This window comes from Methylophilus methylotrophus DSM 46235 = ATCC 53528 (assembly GCF_000378225.1).
GTDB classification, from domain to species: Bacteria; Pseudomonadota; Gammaproteobacteria; order Burkholderiales; family Methylophilaceae; genus Methylophilus; species Methylophilus methylotrophus.
Genome location: NZ_KB905141.1, coordinates 1,165,744 through 1,182,315, shown reverse-complemented (window position 1 = coordinate 1,182,315; position 16,572 = coordinate 1,165,744). Strand labels below are relative to the sequence as shown.

Annotated in this window: 16 protein-coding genes; 10 read left to right on the top strand and 6 right to left on the bottom strand. The window is 49.2% G+C overall.

Annotated elements, in window-relative coordinates; translation table 11 throughout:
- Nucleotides 1-13 precede the first annotated feature (13 nt).
- Together F463_RS0105745 and F463_RS0105740 are read left to right on the top strand one after the other, a co-directional pair.
- Nucleotides 14-283 carry a hypothetical protein gene (locus F463_RS0105745; protein WP_018986106.1) on the top strand — a complete coding sequence of 90 codons (270 nt, stop codon included), beginning with the start codon at nt 14-16 and terminating at the stop codon, nt 281-283.
- A 36-nt stretch (nt 284-319) separates the two neighbouring features.
- On the top strand, nt 320-547 hold the full coding sequence (locus F463_RS0105740) for a hypothetical protein (RefSeq protein WP_018986105.1): 228 nt from the start codon (nt 320-322) through the stop codon (nt 545-547).
- A gap of 147 nt (nt 548-694) precedes the next feature.
- Here F463_RS0105740 and F463_RS0105735 read toward each other — a convergent pair whose 3' ends face one another.
- Nucleotides 695-1,135 (bottom strand): MarR family winged helix-turn-helix transcriptional regulator, encoded by a 441-nt coding sequence (locus F463_RS0105735; RefSeq protein ID WP_018986104.1) that lies wholly within the window; start codon nt 1,133-1,135, stop codon nt 695-697.
- Nucleotides 1,136-1,399: 264 nt separating this feature from the next.
- Here F463_RS0105735 and F463_RS0105730 point away from each other — a divergent pair, with 264 nt between their 5' ends.
- Nucleotides 1,400-2,797, top strand: a complete 1,398-nt coding sequence (locus tag F463_RS0105730; protein WP_018986103.1) for a 3'-5' exonuclease family protein — start codon at nt 1,400-1,402, stop codon at nt 2,795-2,797.
- Between the two features lie 64 nt (nt 2,798-2,861).
- Here F463_RS0105730 and ccoG read toward each other — a convergent pair whose 3' ends face one another.
- Both ccoG and F463_RS0105720 read right to left on the bottom strand, forming a co-directional pair.
- The gene (ccoG, locus tag F463_RS0105725; protein ID WP_018986102.1) at nt 2,862-4,271 is read right to left on the bottom strand and encodes a cytochrome c oxidase accessory protein CcoG; all 1,410 of its coding nucleotides are present in this window, start codon (nt 4,269-4,271) and stop codon (nt 2,862-2,864) included.
- A gap of 112 nt (nt 4,272-4,383) precedes the next feature.
- The gene (locus F463_RS0105720) at nt 4,384-5,793 is read right to left on the bottom strand and encodes an aminotransferase-like domain-containing protein (protein ID WP_026295345.1); all 1,410 of its coding nucleotides are present in this window, start codon (nt 5,791-5,793) and stop codon (nt 4,384-4,386) included.
- Nucleotides 5,794-5,899: 106 nt separating this feature from the next.
- Between F463_RS0105720 and F463_RS0105715 the strand changes: the two genes are divergently transcribed.
- The 7 genes from F463_RS0105715 (at nt 5,900) to F463_RS0105685 (ending at nt 11,266) form a co-directional block, all read left to right on the top strand.
- Nucleotides 5,900-6,241: a hypothetical protein gene (locus F463_RS0105715; RefSeq protein WP_018986100.1), complete on the top strand. Its 342-nt coding sequence runs from the start codon at nt 5,900-5,902 to the stop codon at nt 6,239-6,241.
- Nucleotides 6,242-6,362: 121 nt separating this feature from the next.
- Nucleotides 6,363-6,677 (top strand): 50S ribosomal protein L21, encoded by a 315-nt coding sequence (gene rplU, locus F463_RS0105710; RefSeq protein ID WP_018986099.1) that lies wholly within the window; start codon nt 6,363-6,365, stop codon nt 6,675-6,677.
- A 47-nt stretch (nt 6,678-6,724) separates the two neighbouring features.
- Nucleotides 6,725-6,982 (top strand): 50S ribosomal protein L27, encoded by a 258-nt coding sequence (gene rpmA / locus F463_RS0105705; RefSeq protein ID WP_018986098.1) that lies wholly within the window; start codon nt 6,725-6,727, stop codon nt 6,980-6,982.
- A gap of 217 nt (nt 6,983-7,199) precedes the next feature.
- Nucleotides 7,200-8,252: an Obg family GTPase CgtA gene (gene cgtA / locus F463_RS0105700; RefSeq protein WP_018986097.1), complete on the top strand. Its 1,053-nt coding sequence runs from the start codon at nt 7,200-7,202 to the stop codon at nt 8,250-8,252.
- Between the two features lie 42 nt (nt 8,253-8,294).
- Nucleotides 8,295-9,416 (top strand): glutamate 5-kinase, encoded by a 1,122-nt coding sequence (proB, locus tag F463_RS0105695; protein ID WP_018986096.1) that lies wholly within the window; start codon nt 8,295-8,297, stop codon nt 9,414-9,416.
- Nucleotides 9,417-9,626: 210 nt separating this feature from the next.
- Nucleotides 9,627-10,121, top strand: a complete 495-nt coding sequence (purE, locus tag F463_RS0105690) for a 5-(carboxyamino)imidazole ribonucleotide mutase (RefSeq protein ID WP_018986095.1) — start codon at nt 9,627-9,629, stop codon at nt 10,119-10,121.
- Complete coding sequence (locus tag F463_RS0105685) at nt 10,118-11,266, top strand: 5-(carboxyamino)imidazole ribonucleotide synthase (RefSeq protein ID WP_018986094.1); 1,149 nt, start codon at nt 10,118-10,120, stop codon at nt 11,264-11,266. Before purE ends, F463_RS0105685 begins: the two co-directional genes overlap by 4 nt.
- 27 nt (nt 11,267-11,293) lie before the next feature.
- Here F463_RS0105685 and F463_RS14605 read toward each other — a convergent pair whose 3' ends face one another.
- The 3 genes from F463_RS14605 to rpsT form a co-directional block, all read right to left on the bottom strand.
- Complete coding sequence (locus F463_RS14605) at nt 11,294-14,884, bottom strand: EAL domain-containing protein (protein ID WP_018986093.1); 3,591 nt, start codon at nt 14,882-14,884, stop codon at nt 11,294-11,296.
- Entirely contained in the window at nt 14,871-15,863 is a 993-nt protein-coding gene (locus F463_RS14135; RefSeq protein WP_081620787.1) for an ABC transporter substrate-binding protein, read from the bottom strand. The genes F463_RS14605 and F463_RS14135 overlap by 14 nt, the downstream gene beginning before the upstream one ends.
- Before the next feature lie 203 nt (nt 15,864-16,066).
- Entirely contained in the window at nt 16,067-16,468 is a 402-nt protein-coding gene (gene rpsT, locus F463_RS14760; protein ID WP_018986091.1) for a 30S ribosomal protein S20, read from the bottom strand.
- Nucleotides 16,469-16,572 lie beyond the last annotated feature (104 nt).

Genomic DNA, 16,572 nt, shown 5'->3' with positions numbered 1-16,572 from the left:
AAGAAAGGCTGCCATGAATACCATGAATATCCATCCCATACGTTACGATCCCAGTCTGCCTGATGCCGAGTCTGTGATGGCGTCATTGCTGTATGTCGCGACGCTCTATATCAAAAAGCCAACCTATGACTTGGCCAAACAGGCATTGCGCTTGGCCGAAACCCTGACGGCACCAGAGTATGCCGATTCGGAACTGATTTGCAGCGTTTCTCGGCGCATGTGCGTGCAATGGACCTTACTGGTCAACGAACATGAGCAGACCACCACCCAGCTGCGCGCATAACAATAAAACGAGGGATAAATTGTGAATGAGAAAGCTATGTGTAAAAAGATTCTCTTGTCTGGCCAGGCCGGATTCCGTGTGCATTACTGCGAGACACACCGTACCATAGAGCTGGAAATTGGCGCCATGAGCTTGCGGCTGGATGAAGATGCGCTGGAGCTATTGAGTGATGCCCTAGATGAGTCCGTGACTAAATTGCAGGCTCTGCATGCGACCAGAGGCTCTTTTAGGGCATTTATGCGGCAATTGAATATGCCTGATTGATTTGGACCTGTTGTGAGAAATGCTCACAGGCATCTGCGATCAATAGATGGCAGGCACTGCTAAAACAAAAGAGGAGCATAAGCTCCTCTTTTGTTTGATAGGATTTGCTTGCAAGGATGACGGTTGATTAAAGTTTTTCTTGGTGACTTAATAGCTTGGAATTTTTGCTGTCACGCTTTTGGTTAGCACATTCAGCGTTTTGTTCAGGTTATCAAAGGCGGCACTGTTCAGACCTGTATCGCAAGCGACGCGCTTTTGCACATCAGAAAGCTTGCTACGCAAGGCTTGTCCTTCTTCAGTCAGGCTGACAATCACCACGCGCTCATCATCCTTCTGTCGTGTACGCTTGGTCAGTTTTTTTGCTTCCAGACGTTTGACGACCGGGGTAATGGTGGCAGGTTCCAGCATTAACTTTTCGGCAATATCTTTAATCGAAAGCTGCTTGTATTGCCAGAGTGCGACCAATACCAGGTATTGTGGATAGGTCAGGTTTAGTTTGTCCAGATCAGGCTTGTAAGAACGCAGTAATGCATGGGTAGCCGAGTAAAGCGAAAAGCACAACTGGTTTTCCAGATATAAGTTAGGCATGAAGTTAAAATTATATTGTCATTAATATGTAATTGATAATTACAGCATCAATTGAGGAGGGTGTCTATAGGTGTTTTGTAGGAGAAACACTGGTTTTGTATAAGATATGAAATATCACATATAAGAATTTGCTGGTTAATAGCAAATCTTCTCGCTGAAGTAGGGTTTTGGCGCTATTTCTTTGAACGTCATGAAATGATTAAAGTACGATAAAATCACGTCTATCCCAGCCAAATTGTGTGCCGTAGAAAGCCTTTCCGCGTAATGTTGCCTTCCGTGACTTTTCTTGACCTCGAAACCACCGGGGCAACCCCTTTAAGAGACCGTATTACAGAGATTGCTTTGGTAAGGTTTGACGATGGTGTGGAAACTCTGCGCTGGCAAACACTGATCAATCCGCAGCAACCTATCCCGCCTTTTATCCAGTCACTGACCGGGATTAATGATGCCATGGTGGCCGATGCCCCGACGTTTGCCGAAGTGGCGGACAAGTTGCTGGCTTTACTGGAGGGTTCTGTGCTGGCCGCGCATAATGTGCGCTTTGATCATGGTTTCCTTAAGTCTGAATTCAAGCGGATAGGCTTCAATTTTCGCACCAAAGTCCTATGCACAGTCAAATTGTCACGCCTGTTATATCCGCAGTATTACAGCCACGGTATTGATGCGATTGTTGAGCGCCACCGGATCACGGGCTTAGCACGCCACCGTGCCATGGGCGATGTGGAGGCGATTCTCATCATGCTCAATGACGCCAGGCGTGACCTGGGCGAAGAGCTAGTACGTGCAGCCGCGCTCAAGCTAATGTCAGCGCCTACGTTGCCACCTCATATCGACGCCAGTCTGGTGGGTGAGCTGCCGGAGGCGCCCGGGGTCTATCTGTTCTACGGTGAGAACGATTTACCGCTGTATATCGGTAAAAGCATTAATCTGAGGGCTCGTGTGCTGTCGCACTTTAGTAGCGATCCTGCTTCCAGCAAAGAAATGCGCATGAGTCAAGAAATGAAGCGTTTTGAGTGGATCCCGACTGCAGGCGAATTCAGCGCTTTGCTGCTGGAGTCGCGGTTGGTCAAGGAGCGTCTGCCCATCTATAACCGGCAGTTGCGGCGTGAGCGCCAATTATGCAGCTGGCGCTTGGCGTTAGGCGATACGCCGCAGCCCTTACTCACACTTGTGCATGAAGACGAAATTGACCCCAGCCGGTTGACTCAACTGTTCGGCACCTTTAAAAGCAAGCGCCAGGCGGTGGAAACCTTGCGTAAGATTGCTGAAATGAGTCATTTGTGTGTCAAAGCGCTGGGGTTGGAGCCAGGGCGCAATGGCCCGTGTTTTGCCTATCAGTTAAAACGTTGCAAAGGCGTGTGTTGTGGTCAGGAATCGGCTGAAATGCATGCTTTACGCGTACAGCAGGCATTGATTGCGCATAAACTCAAAATCTGGCCATATCCTGGCAAGATTGGGATTGAGGAATATAACCTCGAAAATGATTTGCGCCAGATTCATGTCTTTGAACATTGGGTGTATCTCGGTGTAGCGGTGGATGATGACAGTTTGCAGGAACTAAGGACGCAAAAAACAGCGCTCAAGTTTGATCTGGATACCTACAAGTTATTATTGAAAATGCTGGCGCAAAAAAAGACCCGCGTGCTCGACCTGGCGGGTTGAATCAAGGTTGGTCAACCTAAACTTCAACCTGCCAGAACACGCGGGACAAGGAGTAGTTGTTCAATCAGGGCAGGTAGAATGTACTGTCCGTTGGGACTGTTTCGCCGCTAGAGATTTGCATCACTTCGATTTTGATGCGCTGGCTACCACGTTGCTCGCTAGAGGGCAGTGACAAACTTAACGGCAGCAATACTTCCTCGGTCGGGCCGGCAGTTAGTGTTTGCTCACTTTCTATACGTAGGCCGCTAAGACCTCTGGCCTGTACCCGGTAGCGTTGTCCCTGCTCGGTGGCATTGGTCAGGTGTAGCTGATACAGGTTCTCGACGCCATGGCTGGTTTCCCGGTACATGATATTGCGGTCACGTATCACATCCACCTTAAAGTCGGGCTTGTGTAATAAGCCATAACCCAGCCACGCCAGCATGAGCGCAAATAATGCGCTGTAAATCAAGACGCGCGGACGCAGCAGGTGCTGGCGCAATTTGTGTTTTCCACTCTGGCCTGCGGCAGAGAAGCGGATCAGGTCGCGCGGATATCGCATTTTATCCATGACGTCATTGCAGGCATCAATACACAATCCGCAGCTGATGCATTCGTATTGCAGGCCATTGCGAATATCAATGCCGACCGGGCATACCTGCACGCAGATATTGCAATCTATGCATGATCCCAAACCTTGTGCCTGGTAGTCTTGATTTTTGCTGCGGCCACCGCGGGGTTCGCCCCGCGCACTGTCATAAGCCACAATTAATGTGTGATTATCAAACATTGCACTCTGGAAACGTGCGTAAGGACACATGTGCTTGCAGACCTGCTCGCGTAAAAAACCGGCATTGCCATAAGTCGCCAGGCTGTAAAAGCCTAACCAGAAGCACGACCAGCCACCCAGTTGCCATTGCTGGATATCACCCAATAATTCACGTATGGGTGTGAAGTAGCCGACAAAGGTGAATCCTGTCACCAGCGAGAAGGCCAGCCATACACCATGTTTGCTCAGTTTGATGCCGGCTTTGCGGGGCCCCCAGGGCTGGGCATCCAGTTTCTGTCTTGCCATGCGGTCGCCCTCTATGCTGCGTTCCATCCACAAGAAAATTTCGGTATACACAGATTGTGGGCAAGAGAAGCCGCACCACAGTCGGCCTGCAACCGCCGTAAACAAAAATAATCCGATCGCACAAATGATGAGCAGCATGGCCAGGTAAAACAGATCCTGCGGAAAGATCACCAGCCCGAACAGGTAAAAGCGATGCGTATCAATGTCCAGCAAAAATGCCTGGCGGCCACCGTATTGCAACCATGGCATGCCGTAGAACACCAATTGAGTCAGCCAGATCATCAGCCAGCGCCAGTTCTTGAAGTAACCACTGACAGAACGCGGATATACCTTGCGCGTTTTCTGGTAAAGCGAAATGGTTTGCTCGGCCATGGGGGCGGCCACAATCGGAATCACTGGTTTGCTGCGTGTGGATGACATAAGACGCTCGAATCAATCAGATTGCGAGCAGTTTAGAAGAAGGGGTGCGTTTAAAACAGATTCAGTTTTTAATTAAAAAACCATATCAGATGTGCATTGTCGTATGGACTGTTCAGTCGCGGCGAATGAGTTGACCTAGCGTCTCAATCGCGTGTTGATTGGCCGCAGTGAAAGGGTGGCCGTAATTGAGCCGGATGTAACATGCATATTGCTGTTGTGAAGAGAACATATGGCCTGGTGCCAGGCTGATATTGTGGGCGATGGCCTGCTGGAATAGTTTCAGGCCGTCTTTTTGCGCTGGTAATTGCAGCCATAAGAAATAACCTCCTTGCGGCAGGGTAAAACGTACTTCTGCTGGCAAGTGCTGGTGGATGGCTTGCGAAAATTGCAATTGTTGCAACATGAGCTGGTGTCTAAGCTGGCGTAAATGCTTGTCGTAGCCGCCTTTGACCAGGTAACTGGCCAGTGCCTGTTGCGCTGGAATAGAGGTGGCGAGCGTGGTGGAGATTTTCAGGCGTGTAATTTTTTCGCTAAAGCGCCCGGCAGAGACCCAGCCGACACGGTAGCCAGGCGCCAGTGTTTTCGAAAAGGAGCTGCAATGCATGACCCAACCGTCGCTGTCCCAAGTCTTGGCTGGCAGAGGGCGCTGCTTGCCAAAATACAATTCCCGGTAGACATCATCTTCGATCAAGGGGAGCTGGTAACGCGTGATGAGCGCAATCAGTGCCCGCTTTTTGTCTTCTGGCATCAGGCTGCCTGTTGGGTTCTGGAAGTTGGTCATAAGCCAGCAGGCTTTAGGTCTATGCTGAATAATCGCGCGCTCAAGTGCTGCCAGATCTATACCCAGCTCTGGGTGGCTGGGGACTTCTATTGCTTTTAGCCCCAAGCGCTCAATCGCCTGCAAGGCGGCATAAAAACTGGGGCATTCAATAATCACGCTATCGCCAGGCTGGGTCACTGCTGCCAGGCAAAGGTTAAGCGCTTCCAGGGCGCCATTGGTAATCACAATCTCATCCAGATCGGTTTGCTTGCCATCCAGTTGGTAACGCAAGGCAATTTGTCGCCTGAGTTCGAGATCCCCCTGGCCGATATCACTGACCGTATCCTGCGGCTGCATATGCCGCACGGCGCTAGCCATGTGATCTGCCAGTTTAGGCAGTGGAAACAAGTACGGGCTGGGAAAGGCCGAGCCAAAAGGAACATGCTGCGGATCCTTGATGCGTTCAAGTAAGTTAAACACCAGGTCACTCACTTGCAGGGTGGTGGGGATGCCGTCATCTTCTGCGGTATGTGGTACCAAACGCTCGTTTCGCAAAGGTCCGGCCACGTAATAGCCAGAGCGTGGCCGCGTCACAATCAGGCCACGCGCCTCTAATAAATAATAGGCTTGGAAGACAGTGGATGCATTGACCTGTTTGCTGGCCTGTATCTGGCGGATAGAAGGCAGCTTGTCACCACGCTTAAGTAGGCCTTGTTGAATGGCGCTGGCGATTTCTTCAGCAATAACTTCGTATTTCTTCAAGTGATCGTCCATTAAGTATCTGATATGGTTAATTTAATGCAAACTGCAGCTGTTATGCAAATCGCTCATCCATTAAGCTGCCCTTAACTAAATTAGGGAGTTGCAGATGGTTTCAAAAGCAGTCACTGAAAACGAGGTGCTGAGCGTGATGCAGTGGAATAAAAAACGTTACCAGGCATCACTGACTGATGGGCAGCACCTGGAACTGGTGGTGGATATGTTTAATGTGCAAGTCACGCATGCTGGCAGGCCTATCGCAAAAGCAACCTTCCAGCCGTTGAGTTCATTGAATAATCCTGAAATGCAGCCCGTGTATAAATTAGCCGCATTTCAAGATGGTGAGGGTGAAGATTTGCACGGTTGCCAGCCATTGCTGGAGACCGTGGTTGCGATCTATGCCTATTACACTAATGGCAGTATCCGTTCGTGGCGACAAAAGGTAATATAAGCACTTGTGTGACTAATGAGCGCCTCTAGGCCAGGTAAAAACATGCGCAAATATATTTGCATTCTCGAATAAATTGCGTATAATTGCGGGTTCTTTAAAAGGCGATGTTTAAGGCATTATTATGTACGCAGTGATTAAAACAGGTGGCAAACAGTACAAAGTAGCCGCTGGTGACAAAGTAAAAGTTGAGAAATTGACTGGCGACGTGGGCTCCACAGTAGTGATCGACAAAGTATTGTTGATTGCTGACGGCGAAACAACTACGATCGGTGCACCTTTGGTAGCTGGTGCAAAAGTGAATGCCACTGTGGTATCACATGGCCGTGGCGACAAAGTGATGATTTTCAAAATGCGTCGTCGTAAGCACTACCGCAAGACTCAAGGTCATCGTCAGAGCTACACAGAAATTCAAATCGACACTATTTCAGCAAAATAAGCACGTTCTGCTTGAGTAGAGCAGATTGCTAGAATAAGGAATCAATCATGGCACACAAAAAAGCAGGCGGTAGTTCACGTAACGGTCGCGACTCACAAGCCAAGCGCCTGGGCGTTAAAGCTTTCGGTGAAACAGTAGTTAACGCTGGCAGCATCATTGTTCGCCAACGCGGTACTAAAATGCACGCTGGCGAAAACGTTGGCATGGGTAAAGATCACACCCTGTATGCATTGGTAGATGGCAAAGTGAAATTTGCTGTTAAAGGCGCATTAAAGCGTCATACCGTGAGCATTGAAGCGGTCTAATCGCACTTTTATGAAAAAAGCCCTGTCGCTTGACGGGGCTTTTTACTTTATAGTTATCAGATTGTAGCCTTGTATGGTTGTGCCTTGGATTTGTCCGTGCGCAATTGGAATTTTAAGATGCAGTGCAAGGCGCACGGTAGCCAAAAGCTTGCAATCAACAAGACAGGTTTTTGCGCGCCAGGTTACGCAGTAATGCGCTTAAAAGGCAAATGGAATCATGAAGTTTATTGACGAAGCGACCATCAAAGTCTACGCCGGTGACGGTGGTAACGGTGTGGCGACGTTCCGCCGTGAAAAGTACGAGCCCATGGGCGGCCCTAATGGTGGCGATGGTGGCCGTGGTGGCTCTATCTTTGTCGTAGCTGACCGCAATATCAATACGCTGGTGGATTACCGCTATACGCGTACCTTTAAGGCCCAGCGCGGCGAAAACGGCAGCGGTTCCGACTGCTACGGTAAAGGCGGCGACGACATGATTCTCAGGGTGCCAGTCGGCACCACGATCAGTGATAAGGCCACTGGGCAAATGATGGTGGATTTGAACGCTGATGGCCAAAAAGTACTGATTGCCAAAGGTGGCAATGGCGGCCTGGGTAATATCCATTTTAAAACCAGTACTAATCGCTCCCCACGGCAGTGCACCAAGGGCGACCCCGGTGAATCCTTCGAGCTCTACCTGGAATTGAAAGTGCTGGCCGATGTTGGTTTACTGGGCATGCCGAATGCTGGTAAATCGACCTTTATCCGCTCAGTGTCTGCGGCGAAACCTAAGGTCGCCGATTATCCATTTACGACCTTGCACCCTAACCTGGGTGTAGTGCGTGTCGATAGCAACCGTAGCTTTGTCATTGCCGATGTGCCTGGCCTGATTGAAGGTGCTGCAGAAGGCGCTGGCTTGGGCCATCAGTTTTTACGCCACTTGCAACGTACCTCTTTGTTACTGCATTTAGTGGATCTTGCACCATTTGATGAGAGTGTTGATCCAGTGCAGGAGGCCAAAGCGATTGTCAATGAACTGAAAAAATACGACCAGGAGCTATACGACAAGCCACGCTGGCTGGTCCTAAACAAAATTGATATGCTGGAAGACAGTGCGAAAAAAGTCGCCGACTTTGTGAAGGCTTATGACTGGGACGGTCCTGTGTTTCCTATTTCGGCTATTAGTGGCGTGGGTTGCCAGGCACTGACTTATGCCATTATGGATCATATTGATCAGGCGCGTGTCCAGCGTGAGACCGAGGCAGAGCAGTCATCTGGCGTCACTGAATAATCATTATAAAAACGCATTCATTTTAAGAATTTCTTGGCAGGTATGAGTGTTTCTTTAATTCAAGGCAGCAAAACCCTGATTGTCAAAGTTGGCTCCAGTCTGGTGACCAATGATGGTCAGGGACTGGATAAAACTGCCATTGCTGCCTGGGCTGAGCAAATCAGTGCCCTGGTTAAACAGGGGCGGCAAATCGTGCTTGTTTCCAGTGGAGCGGTGGCTGAAGGCATGCAGCGCTTGGGCTGGAAAAAGCGCCCTGTCGAGATCAATGAGCTACAAGCGGCGGCGGCTGTTGGTCAAATGGGGCTGGTGCAAATGTATGAGCAATGTTTTGCCCAGCATGGCTTGCACACGGCGCAATTACTGTTGACGCACGAGGATCTGGCTGACCGCAAGCGCTACCTCAATGCACGCACAACATTACGTACCTTGCTTGACCTGAAAGTCATCCCAATCATTAATGAGAACGATACCGTGGTCACTGAAGAAATCCGCTTTGGTGACAACGACACCCTGGGGGCGCTCGTTGCAAACCTCATTGAGGCCGACGCGCTGATTATCCTGACCGATCAGCAAGGCTTGTATTCCGCGGATCCTCGTAAAAATCCTGATGCCGTATTTGTTAATTTTGAAACTGCCGGTAATCCTGAGCTAGAAGCGATGGCTGGTGGTGCTGGTAGTGCTGTTGGTACCGGCGGTATGCTGACCAAGATTCTGGCTGCCAAACGTGCTGCGAATAGTGGTGCGCATACGGTGATAGCTTCTGGTCGTGAACCCAATGTACTTGCTCGCCTGAGTCAGGGCGAAGCAATTGGGACGCACTTAAAAGCGGGAAAAATGAAAATACTGGCCAAAAAACAATGGCTTGCAGATCATTTGCGCGTGGGTGGTAAATTGGTGCTTGATGATGGTGCGGTCAATGTACTCACCAAGGATGGCAAGAGTTTGCTGCCAATCGGCGTGGTTGACGTCTTGGGTCAGTTTGAGCGTGGTGACGTGGTGGCGTGCATTGATGCGCAGGGTAAAGAGTGGGCGCGTGGTATTGTCAATTACAATGCTAACGAAGTACGCCGGATCAAGCGTAAACCAAGTAGTGAGATTGAGCAGACGCTGGGTTACGTAGAAGAAAAAGAATTGATTCACAGGGACAATCTTGTGTTGCTTTAGCAACGTAAAATTGCGGCGTAGGCTAACTTGCAAAGCAAGTTAGGCGAAGTGGCCGAAGCCACAATCGGCACAAGAAGCAACGTAAAATTGCGGCGTAGGCTAACTTGCAAAGCAAGTTAAGCGAAGTGGCCGAAGCCACAATCTGAACATGATGACGACGCATGAGCGTCCTGTTGTTTAGGCAGACAAATTCAATAAAAAGGCAATAGTATGAGTAAACCTTTGGTGGCTATTATTATGGGGTCGGACAGTGACTGGCCGGTGATGAGAAATGCCGCGCAAATGCTGGCCGATTTTGGCGTGGCTTACGAAGCGCGTGTGATTTCTGCCCACCGTACACCTGACCTGATGTTCCAATTTGCAGAGTCTGCTGCCAGCAATGGCTTTCAGGTGATTATCGCCGGTGCCGGTGGTGCAGCGCATTTGCCAGGCATGGTAGCGGCAAAAACCACATTGCCAGTGTTGGGCGTGCCTGTGCCTTCCAAACATCTGCAAGGGCAGGATTCCCTGTTATCTATCGTGCAAATGCCTAAAGGTATTCCGGTGGCGACGTTTGCGATTGGAGATGCCGGTGCCGCTAACGCTGGCTTGTTTGCAGTTGCCATGTTGGCAAATCAGGACCAGGCGCTGGCTGACAAGTTGGCTAGCTTCCGTAAGAAGCAGACCGAAAAAGTACACGCAATGGAGTTGAGCGAAAAACCATGACAACCACTGTGATTCAACCTCCTGCCATGTTGGGCATGTTGGGCGGCGGCCAGCTGGGTCGCTTTTTTGTGATTGCAGCCCATGAGATGGGCTATAAGGTGACAGTGCTGGACCCTGACAAAAACAGTCCGGCGGGCATGATTGCCGATGTACATTTGTGTGCTGCCTACGATGATGCCTCTGCTTTAAAAACGATGGCGGAAACCTGTCAGGCGATTTCTACCGAATTTGAAAACGTGCCCGCAGAAACGCTGGCAACCTTGGCAAAATCTACGATCGTGCATCCGAGTGCCGATGCCGTCGCCATTGCGCAGCACAGAGTCAAAGAAAAAACCTTCTTCAAGGAGGCTGGTTTGCCGATTGGGCCATTTGTGCCGGTCACCGCTGAGAGTGACTTGCCAGCGGATGGCGACATCTATCCGGCCGTGCTCAAAGTAGCCCGTTTTGGTTACGACGGCAAAGGCCAGGCGCGTGTTGCCAACCGCGAGCAGGCGGTGGCTGCCTTCCAGGGATTCAAGCAGGAAGTCTGCGTGCTGGAAAAGATGCTGCCCTTAGACTTGGAAGTCTCAGTCGTGTTGGCGCGGGATGTGCATGGCAATATCGCCGCGTTTCCCACGGCAGAGAACAGCCATTTGAATGGTATTCTCGATATCAGCATCGCACCGGCACGTTGTGCTGAAGTGATCAAGGCGAATGCCCAGGAACTGGCGAAGAAGCTGGCAACCAAGCTTAATTATGTAGGTGTATTGGGCGTGGAATTTTTTGTGGTCGGTAACCAGTTGCTGGTTAATGAAATCGCGCCGCGCCCGCATAACTCCGGCCATTACACCATTGATGCCTGCGTGACCAACCAGTTTGAACAGCAGGTGCGCGTCATTACCGGTCAGGCCTTGGGCAGTCCGCGCCTGCATAGCCATGCGGTGATGGTCAATATCCTTGGGGATAGCTGGCTATACAGTGGAAAACAAGTGGAACCAGCATGGCATATCGCGCTTGCACATGATCATTTGAAAATGCATTTATACGGCAAACACGAACCCCGCAAAGGTCGTAAAATGGGTCATTTCACCGTGATTGGGAACGACGCAAAGACTGTCCTCAATGCCGCCAAGATAGCACGCAGTGAGTTGCATATCGGTGAATAACAGCGAAACTAGCCCGTGTACATCCTTTTATACGGGTGCCACTTTTTCATGCAGATAGGTCAGTGCATAGTGTTCAAATAGTGTCGCAGACAGCGGTTTGCTGTAGAAATATCCTTGCGCTTCATCGCAGCCCTGATCCTTCAGAAACGCTAATTGTTGGTCGCTTTCAACGCCTTCTGCAAGTGTTTTTAGTCCAAGGCTTTTTGCCATGCTGATAATCGCGCTTACAATGGCTTCGTCATCTTTGCTATGCACTATATCACTGACAAATGAACGGTCGATTTTGATCTTGTTCACCCGCAATCTTTTCAGATAGCTCAATGAAGAGTAGCCAGTACCAAAATCATCAATGGCAATACGAATTCCAAGATCATTCAGTCTGTCAATGGTGGCAATGGCATGATCCTGCTCGTTCATTGATGCGCTTTCTGTAATTTCGATTTCTATGAGATGCGCAGGCATTTGTGTTTCTTCGAGGTATTTAGCCATCACTTCAGCCAGATTACGCTGCCTGAATTGCAAGGTCGAGATGTTGATCGCAATATTCATCTCTGGCAGTCCTTTCAGACGCCATGCATTTGCTTGCCGCAAAGCGTTGCGAATGACCCATTCACCCAAATCTAAAATCTGTCCTGTTTCTTCTGCGACAGAAATCAACTCGAGCGGTGAAATCGTACCTATTTGCGGATGTTGCCAGCGAATAAGTGCTTCTGCCCCAATCAGCCTGTGCTGATGAAGGCATAGCTGGGGTTGATAATACAATTCGAGCTGGTTGGTATCTATTGCACGTCGTAGCGATTGTTCAATCATCGAGCGTCGCTCAGAAGTGTTTTGTAATTCACGCGTATAAAAACGGTAAGTGTTTCTGAAATTGGCTTTGGCTTGATACATGGCTGTATCCGCTGCTTTGTATAGGGATTCCATGTCTTGTCCGTCTTGAGGAAATAGCGTGATACCAATGGATGGGGTGATATGCAGTTCGTGGTTTTCTATGTGAAACGGTTGAGAGATACTCTGCAGCAAAGTTTCAGCGGCACGTTGCGCTTCATCATGCTTGGCATGTTGTATTTTGATGAAAAACTCATCTCCTCCAAAACGCGCAACAATATCTTCTTCGCGAAGCAAAGTACGAATTCTGCTGGCCACTTCAATTAACAGGCGATCACCAATGCCATGGCCCAACGTATCGTTAATATTCTTAAAGCGGTCGAGATCAAGAAAAAGTAGGGCAAAACTCGCGGACTGCGTTGCAGTCGCCTGAATTGCCTGTTCGATATGTTCGGCAAATAATGTCCGGTTAGGGAGTCCTGTCAGTCCATCATAATGTGCCATGCGATAAATGCGTTCTTCTGATTCTTTTTGTTTGCTGATATCGATTAAAGTAGTCACATAGGCATTGCTGCCATCCTGCGGCAGTTGTACCTGACTTACAGAGACCAATGCCGGAAAAAGCGTGCCATCTTTTTTTCGGTTCCAGATTTCGCCTTGCCAATGGCCTTGCGTTTCAAGTGTTGCAGAAATGTCTGCATAAAACCGAGACTCATGCTTCTCAGAACGCAGAATGTGAGCGGAATCGCCGACCACTTCAGAACTGCTGTAACCTGTGATTTTGCTGAAGGACTGATTGACCAGAAGGATGTTGTCTGATTCATCGGTGACCATAAACGCTTCTGCGCTCTGTTCAAAAACCCTGGCGGCAATTTCTAATTGTCCTCGAGTTTCAAAGCGCTCGGTAATGTCTCGCGCCAGAATGACAAATTTGTCCTCGTTTTTTTCGCCATTTTTTTTACTCACTGAGAGTTCAAACCAGTGTCTGCCATCAGGCAGGTCAAGGGGATAATATTTTCCGTGAGAGTAGTGATGAGCATCGGCCTCCCGTATGGCCGACAGGATAACCTCGGCCACAGATGACGGGAGCAGATGATGGATGCTGTTACCCAGAATCTGTTCCGGTGGTACTGCCAGAAGGGAGATTTTGGGCGTGTGGAAATCGAGATAAATGCCTTCGCGATTCATCACAAATAATAAGTCTGGAATTGCATTGATAGTGGCTTTGAGAGCCGACTGCGTTTCCAGCAAGTCCAGCTCTTGTTGTTTACGCAGTGTGATATCTTGTACGATGCCGCACATCCGTATGGGTTGGCCAGAGGCATCCAGTTCCGCCTTGCCGAGCGAGCGCATCCAGCGTAGCTCGCCGGTGGCATCTATGATGCGATACTCGACATCATACTTTTCACCGGCTGTCAGGTGTTGTGCGGTCGCCTGCTCAATCAATGCACGATCTTCTTCGAAGACGATATTGAGAAAATCCTGCCATGTCGGGTTTTCAATACGCGGGAATTTTGTCAGCTGGTAAATTTCTTCTGACCAATATTGTTTGCCGCTGAGGAGGTCTGCATCCCAAGTGCCAATTTCTGCATATGCCTGACCCAGCCGTAAACGTTCCTCGTTGATTTCCAGCTTTTCTTGCAAGGCATATTCGGCAGTGACATCTCGAAATACAAGTACCACGCCAAACACTTCACCATGCTGTTTACGTATGGGGGCCGCAGAATCTGCAATCTGATATTCTTTGCCATCGCGCGTCAGCAATAGCGTGCTGTTTGCCAAACCCACTACTTCACCGGTGCGCAAAACATGCTCCACGGGGTCTGGGGCCGGCAAGCGGGTATGTGCATTAACAATGACAAAAACCTCTTTTAATGGTCTGCCAATCGCTTCTGCCTGTCCCCACCCTGTCAGGCGGTGAGCGACGCCATTCAGCAACGTTACTTTGCCCTCAGTGTCTGTCGCAATCACTGCGTCACCAATAGAGTACAAAGTCACAGCGAGCTTTTCTTCGCTGTCAGCAACCTGGCTCATCGCTTTCGACAGTGATGCCTGCATGGCATTGAATGCATTGCCAAGTATCGCCAATTCGCCGTCACCGCTCACATCCGCGCGTGCCAGCATATCGCCATTTTTTAAACGTTGGATCACCTGCAATAAATGGGATAGCGGGCGCGAGAGTGATTGGATGAGGAAATAGTTGAGGCACAAGATGAACACAATGGCGCTCAACACAATGAATAGGCTATTATTGACTAAATCGAGCCAGATATTGGCTCTTTTGGGCTGTAAATTGTATTTAACGAACAATAGGCCAGTTTGCTGTGAACGAATTTGGTTGCGAGTGGCGGGAAACTGAATCGGTTGCAATCCTAGCAATGCGTTCCCGTCTTCACACAAATGCAAAATCTGTCGACGGTTGATGAGGCTCTCTTCAGCAAGGGAGGCATTAAATAGTTTGTGGATCTGCGAAGCGGGCTGGCCTACCCACTCGCGGTTCGATGAGAAAAGCACATGTTGACGATGATCCAGTATTGATACTTCATCAATATTGTCCACGGTATGCAAATGCATAATCTCCGTCCGGGCAGACATGACTTTGTTTTCCGTAAGCAGGTGTTCAATTTGCCGTTGCGCATTGGCCAAGCGCTCGCCAAGCATGGAGCGGGTTTGCGCGGTGAGCTGTTGTTCAAGCTGATATTTCTCGTAACTAAAAAAAATCACCAGCCAGACAGCAAAGCTGGCCATGATAAACAAAGGCAGGATGGAGCGCAGGTTATAAGTTCGCATAAGAGGGTTGAGCGATTGTCAGCAACGTCTCCGGGGCGCACAAATGGCTTAAATCGCTCTCTTTCTGCAACAGATTGCGTTTTACCATCAGCGCCTGCAGTGGTGTGGCAACCGCCATCAGTTGGTCGCATGCTATTTGATGGCCCTTGAACATAGCCGTATTATCCGCCAGAGTATAAAGCTTTATTCCCTCGAATAAGGCAACGACTTCTCTTTCAGGCAATTGGAGCCGTTCTGCCATCATGCGGTTGGCACGTTCGGGTTGTGCTTGCCATACCTTAAGTGCTTTATAGTAACCTGTCATCAGATCCTTAACCGCTTCTGCATGGCTATCAAGTGCTTCTTTACGTATGACCAGCACATCCAGCAGGGGGAGTGGCAATCCACGGCTATCAAATAAGACATGGTTTTTTTGAAAAAGCAATGCACTTTTGACCGGCTCAAACGTGACAATGCCATCCAATGCGAAAGTTTTCCAGGCTTGCAGATGACTGTCTGCATTGATTGGTATCAAAGTAATATCGTTGACTGTCAAGCCTGCTTTCCTCAGTGCGGCATCCAGCATGTATGCGCCTACAGCATTGACCTCGGCACCAATTCGTTTTCCCTTCAAGTCAGCGAGGTGCAAGATATGATTACGGGTAATCAGTACATCTGCACCATGAGAGGCGTCAAAGACCATCGCTACCCGTATATCCACATTGTCCTGAAGTAGTGTCAACGCTTCATCCAGTGTCACGGCCCCTGCTTCTATAGTCCCGTTTCTCAATGCTCTGGACGTTTCGCTTGCCGAAGGAGAGTCAATAAAGCGGATATTTCCGCGATCATAAAAATTGAGCGAGCTTGCCAGATACAACAATTCGTAACCCGGCCAATCGTGGGCGGAAACTCTTAACGGATGGATTGGTTGCTTGGTACAGCCTAGTGTGACTAACGCGAATGTCAGCACACATATAAGAAAAAGAGGAGTTCTTATCATGTGTAAAGTCTAAAATGAAAAGGAAGCCGCACTGTTTCAATTTACACAATTTAAACACGCGGATGCTGGCCTAAGGGGAAGGTTGTCAGAAATGCAACAGTCTAGGCCTTGAATATTCATGACTGGGCCAAGCCGAGGTGTGGCTAATGACAATAAAAAAACCGGACATTGTCCGGTTTTTTTAGTATGCACCCCTACTGAAATTATTCAGCGGCTTTTTTCGCGCGAGGCTTGGCAGCAGCTTTTTTGGCTGGAGCAGCTTCGGCTTTAGCAGCAGCTTTTTTCGGAGCTGCTTTAGGGGCAGCTGCTTTTTTCACAGAAGCCAAAGTCACAGGTGCGTCACCGGACAATGCTTTAATAGCAGCAGTCAAACGGCTCTTATGACGTGCAGCTTTGTTTTTGTGAATGATTTTTTTGTCAGCGATACGGTCAATCACGCTCACGTTTTCCTGGTAAGAAGCCACAGCAGCAGCCTTGTCACCAGTTTGAATTGCTTTGATTACTTTTTTAATCGCAGTACGCAAAGTAGAACGCAACGCAGCATTGTGCGCATTTACTTTGACGGATTGGCGCGCGCGTTTGCGTGCTTGTGCGGTATTTGCCATATACGTTTATCCTGTCACTTTCAAAAGGGGTGTAATACGAAACCGTGCATCATACTGTTTTTGCTTTGTTTTTGCAAGATTAAAAACGCATTTTCGTCGATTGA

What these genes read in the sequence shown, in the direction of transcription:
- F463_RS0105740 (WP_018986105.1), top strand. Translation starts at nt 320, where the DNA reads ATGTGTAAAAAGATTCTCTTGTCTGGCCAGGCCGGATTCCGTGTGCAT.
- F463_RS0105730 (WP_018986103.1), top strand. Translation starts at nt 1,400, where the DNA reads ATGTTGCCTTCCGTGACTTTTCTTGACCTCGAAACCACCGGGGCAACC.
- proB (WP_018986096.1), top strand. Translation starts at nt 8,295, where the DNA reads ATGAGTGTTTCTTTAATTCAAGGCAGCAAAACCCTGATTGTCAAAGTT.
- rpmA (WP_018986098.1), top strand. Translation starts at nt 6,725, where the DNA reads ATGGCACACAAAAAAGCAGGCGGTAGTTCACGTAACGGTCGCGACTCA.
- F463_RS0105745 (WP_018986106.1), top strand. Translation starts at nt 14, where the DNA reads ATGAATACCATGAATATCCATCCCATACGTTACGATCCCAGTCTGCCT.
- rplU (WP_018986099.1), top strand. Translation starts at nt 6,363, where the DNA reads ATGTACGCAGTGATTAAAACAGGTGGCAAACAGTACAAAGTAGCCGCT.
- F463_RS0105685 (WP_018986094.1), top strand. Translation starts at nt 10,118, where the DNA reads ATGACAACCACTGTGATTCAACCTCCTGCCATGTTGGGCATGTTGGGC.
- cgtA (WP_018986097.1), top strand. Translation starts at nt 7,200, where the DNA reads ATGAAGTTTATTGACGAAGCGACCATCAAAGTCTACGCCGGTGACGGT.
- F463_RS0105735 (WP_018986104.1), bottom strand. Translation starts at nt 1,135, where the DNA reads ATGCCTAACTTATATCTGGAAAACCAGTTGTGCTTTTCGCTTTACTCG.
- ccoG (WP_018986102.1), bottom strand. Translation starts at nt 4,271, where the DNA reads ATGTCATCCACACGCAGCAAACCAGTGATTCCGATTGTGGCCGCCCCC.
- F463_RS14605 (WP_018986093.1), bottom strand. Translation starts at nt 14,884, where the DNA reads ATGCGAACTTATAACCTGCGCTCCATCCTGCCTTTGTTTATCATGGCC.
- purE (WP_018986095.1), top strand. Translation starts at nt 9,627, where the DNA reads ATGAGTAAACCTTTGGTGGCTATTATTATGGGGTCGGACAGTGACTGG.
- F463_RS0105715 (WP_018986100.1), top strand. Translation starts at nt 5,900, where the DNA reads ATGGTTTCAAAAGCAGTCACTGAAAACGAGGTGCTGAGCGTGATGCAG.
- F463_RS14135 (WP_081620787.1), bottom strand. Translation starts at nt 15,863, where the DNA reads ATGATAAGAACTCCTCTTTTTCTTATATGTGTGCTGACATTCGCGTTA.
- rpsT (WP_018986091.1), bottom strand. Translation starts at nt 16,468, where the DNA reads ATGGCAAATACCGCACAAGCACGCAAACGCGCGCGCCAATCCGTCAAA.